This is a genomic window from Streptomyces sp. NPDC058685 (assembly GCF_042714725.1).
Lineage (GTDB): Bacteria > Actinomycetota > Actinomycetes > Streptomycetales > Streptomycetaceae > Streptomyces.
In genome coordinates this window covers 1-6,876 of record NZ_JBHXSL010000106.1, presented here as the reverse complement: position 1 = coordinate 6,876, position 6,876 = coordinate 1, and the positions used below count along the sequence as shown (strand labels likewise).

4 protein-coding genes and 3 pseudogenes are annotated in these 6,876 nt (G+C 65.3%); all 7 read right to left on the bottom strand.

The genetic code is table 11. The features are described 5' to 3' along the window. Positions 1-74: 74 nt before the first annotated feature. A pseudogene (locus ACFWU3_RS36260) lies at positions 75-885 on the bottom strand (IS110 family transposase); the annotation flags it as partial. Positions 886-1,574: 689 nt separating this feature from the next. Continuing rightward, positions 1,575-1,946, bottom strand: a complete 372-nt coding sequence (locus tag ACFWU3_RS36255; protein WP_384445855.1) for a hypothetical protein — start codon at positions 1,944-1,946, stop codon at positions 1,575-1,577. Positions 1,947-2,100: 154 nt separating this feature from the next. Further along, on the bottom strand, positions 2,101-2,826 hold the full coding sequence (locus tag ACFWU3_RS36250; RefSeq protein WP_384445853.1) for a thioredoxin domain-containing protein: 726 nt from the start codon (positions 2,824-2,826) through the stop codon (positions 2,101-2,103). A 720-nt stretch (positions 2,827-3,546) separates the two neighbouring features. Further along, positions 3,547-3,933, bottom strand: a complete 387-nt coding sequence (locus tag ACFWU3_RS36245; protein ID WP_384445851.1) for a hypothetical protein — start codon at positions 3,931-3,933, stop codon at positions 3,547-3,549. A gap of 510 nt (positions 3,934-4,443) precedes the next feature. After that, positions 4,444-4,836 (bottom strand): hypothetical protein, encoded by a 393-nt coding sequence (locus tag ACFWU3_RS36240; RefSeq protein ID WP_384445849.1) that lies wholly within the window; start codon positions 4,834-4,836, stop codon positions 4,444-4,446. Positions 4,837-4,874: 38 nt separating this feature from the next. After that, a pseudogene (locus tag ACFWU3_RS36235) lies at positions 4,875-5,666 on the bottom strand (IS5 family transposase). Between the two features lie 59 nt (positions 5,667-5,725). After that, positions 5,726-6,681: pseudogene (locus tag ACFWU3_RS36230) on the bottom strand (IS481 family transposase). Positions 6,682-6,876: the final 195 nt, after the last annotated feature.

The window sequence follows — 6,876 nt, the reverse complement described above, 5'->3', positions numbered from 1 at the left end:
CGTAAGCGGCCAGGCTCTGCTCGGTGTAGGCGGTCACGCGCAGATCCCATCCGCTGCTCCAACCGCGGCGTGCGAGCAGCTCGTGGAGCAGGGAGGAAGGTCTGGCGGATCTGCTGGTCGATGTGCTTGAGCCGGTCGTCCAGGGCCAGTACCTGAGCGGCGATGTCCGCGACGATGGCGGCGGCGACATCCTGGCCCGGCAACGTGGTGTGCTGAGCCTTCGCGGCTTGCAGTGCGGTGGCGGCTACCGAATCGGGGTTGCGCACGTTCCGGCCTGCCAGCCAGGTGGCAAGGCGGGCCCGACCGCGGCGGCGTATGGCTACCGGGGTCTGGTAGCCGGTGAGCAGGACGAGCGCGCCCTTGTGGTCGGCGTAGTCGAAGGCGCGTTCCAGCGCGGGGAAGATGCCGGTGAGCGTCGCGGAGCCGGTTGAGCATGCGGACCCGGTCTGCGATCAGGTCGGATCGATGGGCGGTCAGGAGAGCAAGATCAGCGACCAGTTGGGCGGGCACGTCGATGGAGCTGAAGTCTCGCCGCAGGCGCGCGGTGTCGGCGATCACGTAGGCGTCACGGGCGTCGGTCTTGGCTTCACCGCGATAGGCGCCGGACATCCGGTTAACCGTCCGGCCGGGAACGTAGACGGCCTGTTGGCCGTGGGCGGCGAGTAACGCCAGCAACAGCGCGGACGCTGTGCCGGCGATGTCCACGGCCCAGTGCACCTCGTCCGAGAGGTCGAGGATCTCTCCGAGTGCGGTCAGAATCGCGGCCTCGTCGTTGTGAACTTTCCGGCTCCAAGCCGTTGCCCCAGTCTCGTCGACCGCGGCAAGCCAGTGATGAGCCTTGCCTGCGTCGATCCCGACCCAGAGTCGGGTCAGATGCTCGGCCATGTACTTCTCCTCAGCGTCAGGCAGCATGCCGTTCGGTCCGAGGAACACCCGCCGTCAGCTCCGTAAACAGCGACCAAGCGCACATCTCAATCAGCGGCCAGGGCGTCCCGGAGAGGCGGGCGGCCACTCCACCGGAGCCACCTGGGGGCAAGCGGTTTTAGAGCCACACCCGACTCTCCCGGACCGCCGAACAACTTACGGAGCGGTGTTGGGCCATCCCTTGATGGCCGCTCGGGATCTGCGCCGTATGCGAGCAAAACCGCAGTACAGGCGGCATCCAAAGGGTCGCCGGTCTGGACCGCACCATCGGCTTCACCATCAATGGCCCACAGCAGCGGAGTCCAACCGCTGACATCATCGAGCTCATTGGGATCTTGCCCCTGGTCCAGGAGGCGCGTCACCTCAGCCAGATCATCAGCCTCTACCGCAAGGCGAAGAGGAGACATTTCAAAGCGAGGCTCATAGTCGATCATGAACACTGGTCCAATCAGCCGGACCATGCGTCGGACAAGGTGCCCAGAGCGTAGCCCTGCCCCTCGCGTACCCGTTCGATCGGGGAGTCAGGGGGAAGCGGTCGATCACGGGGCACTGAGCCGAGGCCGCCTGCTTGGGTGCAGACTCCATCAGCCAGCAGCGTCACCGGCCGACCACCCGACTCAGCGCAGTATGCACTCTCCGGGGAAAGCCGTTCAGCCTGCCCCGTCATTAGCCGCCAAGACTCGAAGCGCCCTTCGCGCAGCAGCAATCACCAAGCCCCAATTTTCGGACCGGATCAGGTCGGCGCCCTCAGCCGGGATTTGAAGCACCGAATGGAACGAGGCTTCCAGCTCCCTCATTGCGTCGACTTCTTCCTGATCTTTAAGCAGAAGACCCAAGCTCATTTCAGGGCGATCCAGACCTTTATCGTCGAAAAAGTCCCACATATCGTCAAGGCTTTCATACCCCGGCTCGACTACTGCCCAGTTGGCTTCCTGCCAGCATCGATCAGCGAGCTTAACGAGCCATTCAACAAGCTGACTTCTCAGCCAGGGCATCTCCAGACCACTTCCGTCAGGGACCATGCCAACTCCTCCAAGTGACCCACTCTGACCATTGGGATATGCCCCTCAGGGTGATCCCGCGAACGAGAATGCCAGCAGGCCACGTGGCAATTGGGCGGCACCTCACACGGGCTCCCATGGCCGCCGAACCAGCATCGGCTTGGGCCACGGGTGCTTACAGGCGTGTGCGAGTCCATTCCGCGGGGTTGGCGTGGATCCTGTTGAGCAAGTCGGTGAAGGCCGAGCGGTCCAGAAGGAGCCCGTTGTACTCCAGTGGGATCCGCTTGCCGTTGATAACCGCGGTCGGTGTACCGGGCCCCCCGGGCTCCTCCTTGCCACCGGCCCGCTCATACGCCTTCTCCGAAGTGGTGACGAAGGTGCGGTACTTCATGGTCTTGACGGCCGCGTCAAACTCCGGGCCGCGCAGGCCCTCCACCCGGTCGGCGAGTTTCAGCAGGAAGGCATCGGTGTAGCCGTCGACCGTCTCTTCGGGCTGGTTGGCATACAGCACTTCGTGGTACTCCGCGAACCTGCCCTCTTCCAGAGCAGCGCGCAGTGCGTTGACTGCCCTCTTCGAACCGGTGCCGCCCACGCGGTCGTCCAGGAACGACGCCAGGGTGTACTCGGTCTTCACCTCCCGCCGTACCGTTGCTCCCCGCAGCTCCGGACCGCCGCCCGTGGTCTCGAACTCCTCGCAGTACGGACACCGCGGATCCTCGTACAGATGCACCGTCACCGCCGCGTCCGGATCCCCGACCACGATGGTTGTGCCGTCCGAGCCGAGCTTCTCCGGCAACTCCTCCACACCCGAATACGGGACTTTGACCTCCGCCTGCGCAGCCCGCTGGCCGCACCCCGCCAACGCCAGCACCCCAGCCGCGCACACCGCAGCCCACCCCATAGCACGCACCCTGCGCCACCCCTCCCCAGGAACAGCGCGACCCTAGACCATGCCCACAGGAAATGCACAGACATTGATCACCGCAGGTCATGAGTGGTCGGGGTCGTGCACGAGCACCGACCGCGCAAAGGGACGTGGGCGAGGACGCCCGCGACTATGTAAGGCGGTCATCGGGTGGCCAGCTGGCGCTGCGCACGGGGACGGCTGCCGTGTCACTCCCACCGTTCCAGGCGTCCATGACGGTCTGGGAGATGGATCCGCTCTGTACGGGGCTACTGCGCACCGCCGGAATCGCTCCGCTGGAAGGCAAGGAGCATGGGGTCAGGCCGTCACGGTCATTCAGTCCTCCTCCACTGAAGTGCGGGCATCAGCGTCACGACCGCGCGATCCCCGGGCCCTTCCCTTCGATGCACGTCAAGCGCGCCATTTCTCCTGACATCAGCGCCTGACACCAACAGCAGCAAGCACCGACGGCTACGGCGCTGACGCCACTGTTGCCAGTGCTTGATGCCGCTAGACGCCAGCCGGCCGAAGACGGCTACACATGGCAGATCCAGGGCATCCGGCGATGTCAAAGAAGTGGCATGCAGTTTCGGCCAACGAAATGGCACTTCACACTTTCAGGGCCTGGGAAGTCCGCTGACACGGCATCAGGCTGGCTAGGGGCTGCGGTCGCCGGGGTCCGTAAAGTTGGGTGCTGGGGCGGGGCTTGAGTTGGTTTCAGCTGAGGAGTCTGCGGACTGTGTTTCCCAGGCTTTCTCGTGGTCCCTCGAACCGCTCTTCTGTGTGGATCAGCTCGGCCACGGTGATACGGAGGTGGTGTCCCCCTTGGTGGCGGCCGTCATCAAGGGTGACCAGGTATGCGCCGTCGCCGGATCGGAAGACCGATCTGCTCGGCCGGTCCTCGGGTCGGCTGGGTCTTTGCATTCTTGCCGGTATGTATTCGTAGGCCAGGTCCTTGGCTGCCTGCTCGGCTTCCTGCCTTTCTCCTTCGATGTGCCGGCTGGCGGTCAGCCGGCACTGGTGGAGTTCGAGAACCGTGTGGGCGTCGATGCGCTTCGATTCGGCGGTGAGTTCTTCCAGAAGGACGTACCAGGAATATTTCATGGAGGGAGTGTACGACCTGTCTGTGCTTCAAAGAGTCTAGATATGGCCCGGGACCCCGAGGGGGCATGGGGTGTACCTCTCTCCCGCTTCGCCGAAAGCTTCTGGAGACTCCTCCAACAACTGTGCCGCGACGGCATCACTCTCGTTCCCCGCCCGGAGACCGTTCTGCCGGCCCAGTCGGTATCGCGTACTGCCTCTGCGCCCTGGCCACCCTCCTCACCGCAGCCGCGTTAGACATCACTGACCCACCCACCCACCCACCGACCCTCACGGCGTTCTCGTCACCGGCGACGCCCGTACGCAGTAGCCACACAACCAAGACCGGACAGCGCAGGGTCTCGTAGCGACTGACCTGCCCCGCACATCGGGGGTATAACGCTCAACGAGCCACACGCCCAGCCTCCATCCGCAGAGCCTCCCCGGGGCCTGGTCGGGTGCGGGCCGTGCCTCCGTAGATCGGTGGACAGTTGAGGGACTGGATGTGCCCGACCCGTCCGGTCGTGTTGTTGATCAGGGCTCGAGTGAGTCCGTCGTGGCGGGCCGCGGAGGGCGCTTGACACCGCTGCATGCCAAGAGCTCGGTCCCCGTGGCGTCGAAGTACAGATTGAAGAACCAGATCCGGTCCACTGTTTCGATGATTCCGGTGCGCAGTTGCTCACCACGGCGCTGCGCGAGGATCTCAACGGTCTCGTCGAGACCGAGGGTCAGCTGGCCGGTCCTCGACACCCGTCTCAGCCGTGTGGCGGCGATGCCGCAGACCATCCACTGGGGCACCTCGTCGTCCCAGACCACTACCTTGCCGCCGGCAGCGATAGCGTCCCGCGCTGCACTGCAGGCGCTCGTCTGGTCGGTGAGCATCGCGGCAATGTCGGGCTGACGTGAGTGCTCGTCCTCGGCGGCCATGCGGTGACTGTACTGAGCAGAGGCCTTGAGAGATCATCTCATTTGGTAAGTCTGCGGTAGCAGATGAGAGTGCAGGCGATGCCGCCGAAGGCAAGGAAGTGAATGGCCTTACGTTCGTAGCGGCGGTGGAGTCGGCGGCAGCCGGCGAGCCAGGCCACGGTGCGCTCGATGGTCCAGCGGTGCCGTCCCAGCCTCTGCGAGTACGCAACGCCTTTGCGGGCGATGCGGGGTGTGATGTTCCGGCCTCGTAGTCATTGCCGCAGGTGACGGTTGCCATAGGCCTTGTCGGCGTGGAGTTTGGCGGGTCGACGTCGGCGCGGTCCGCGGCGAGATCGGATCGGCGCTATGCCGCGGACGAGGGGCTCGAGCGTCTGACTGTCGTGCAGGTTGGCGCCGGAGATGCCGATCGAAAGGGGCAGGCACTTCGGTGATCAAGTGGATCTTCGAGCCGTACTTGCCCCGATCCACAGGATTCGGACCCGTCAGGTCCCCCTTTTCAGGGCCCGCATGTTCACCGAGTCGATCGCGCACCGCGACCAGTCCAACTCGCCTCGTGCCCCGAGCTCGTCCAAGACCAGGCGGTGTAGTTTCGCCCACACCCGCAGTCGGCTCCACTCCATGAAACGACGGTGCGCCGTCGCCCCGGACGGGCCGAACACCGGCGGGACCTGCGATCACGTGCACCCTGTCGTCGCCACGAAGATGATCGCGGCCAGTACCTCGCGGTCACCATGCCGACGCCGACCACCCCCTTGCGGACGCGTCGGCGCCTCCGGCACCACCCGCTGAAACAACTCCCACAACCCGTCCGGGAACAGACGCTCCACCATCAGCACGACTGACAGACTACCGGCCAAACCAAATGAGATGACCTCTAAGGCCAGTGGGCCTAGGTGTATTGACCTGGAGGGTTGTTCACGCGGTTGATGGGTGGCTGGCCTCCGAGTGCGGTGTGGCAGCGATGGTAGTTGTAGGTGTGCAGGAAGTCGGCGAGTGCGGCCGTGCGCTGGTCGTTGCTGGTGTAGGGCCGCTGGTAGGCCATTCGTCGAGCAGGGTGCGGTTGAAGCGTTCGACTTTCCCGTTGGTCTGCGGCCGGTAGGGGCGGGTGAGTTTGCCGGCCGCGCCGAGGTCGGCCAGGGCCTGCTTCCAGAGGCTGCTTTTGCGGTAGGACCAGGCGTTGTCGGTCAGCACGCGTTCGATCCGGTCGATGCCGTGGGCGGCGAAGAACGTGGCTGCCCGGCTCAGGAAGGCGGCGCAGGTGGCGGCTTTCTCATCGTGGTGGACCTCGCTGTAGGCGAGGCGGGTGTGGTCGTCGACCGCGGAGTGGACGTAGTCGAATCCGACGCCGGTCTTGGTCAGGCGGCTTTCGGGCCGTCCCAGGACGCGCCAGCCGCCGCCGTCCGGGATCCGGCCGAGTTTCTTCACGTCGACGTGCACCAGCTCGCCAGGCCTCTCGCGCTCGTAGCGGCGGATCACCTGCCCGGTGGGCCGGTCCAGGAAGGCCAGGCGGTTCAGGCCGTGACGAGCAAGGATCCGGTGCACGGTCGAGGCGGGCAGTCCCAGGATCGGGCCGATCCGCGCCGGACCGAGCTTGCGCTCCTTGCGTAGTCGGCAGACCCGGCCCTCGGTCTCGGCCGCGGTCCTGTGCGGTGTCGTATGCGGCCGGCTGGACCGGTCCCGCAATCCGGCCTCGCCCTCCGCCCGCCACCGCCGCACCCATTTGTGAGCCGTGGTGCGGGATACGCCCATCTCGGCCGCGACATGCGCGACCGGACGGCCGGAACGGACACGTTCAACCAGCAGCCGCCTGCCGTGAATGGTCAGCCGGGCATTACGGTGGGACACGAAGACCTCCGTGCGGTGCAGTCCTAGACAGCTCCACCACACCGGAGGTCTTCGCCATGATCAAGACCCACGACAGTCAACAACGCTCGTGATCAATACACCTAGGACGAGGGCCGACATGGTCGGACCGTGGCGGTCTTCTCGTCATGGGCGGCCAGGCCGCGCCATTGCGATCGATGACCGGAACGTAACGCC

Bases quoted from the DNA above. Each gene is read 5' to 3' on its own strand.
- ACFWU3_RS36255 (WP_384445855.1), bottom strand. From the start codon at position 1,946: ATGGTCCCTGACGGAAGTGGTCTGGAGATGCCCTGGCTGAGAAGTCAG.
- ACFWU3_RS36250 (WP_384445853.1), bottom strand. From the start codon at position 2,826: ATGGGGTGGGCTGCGGTGTGCGCGGCTGGGGTGCTGGCGTTGGCGGGG.
- ACFWU3_RS36245 (WP_384445851.1), bottom strand. From the start codon at position 3,933: ATGAAATATTCCTGGTACGTCCTTCTGGAAGAACTCACCGCCGAATCG.
- ACFWU3_RS36240 (WP_384445849.1), bottom strand. From the start codon at position 4,836: ATGGCCGCCGAGGACGAGCACTCACGTCAGCCCGACATTGCCGCGATG.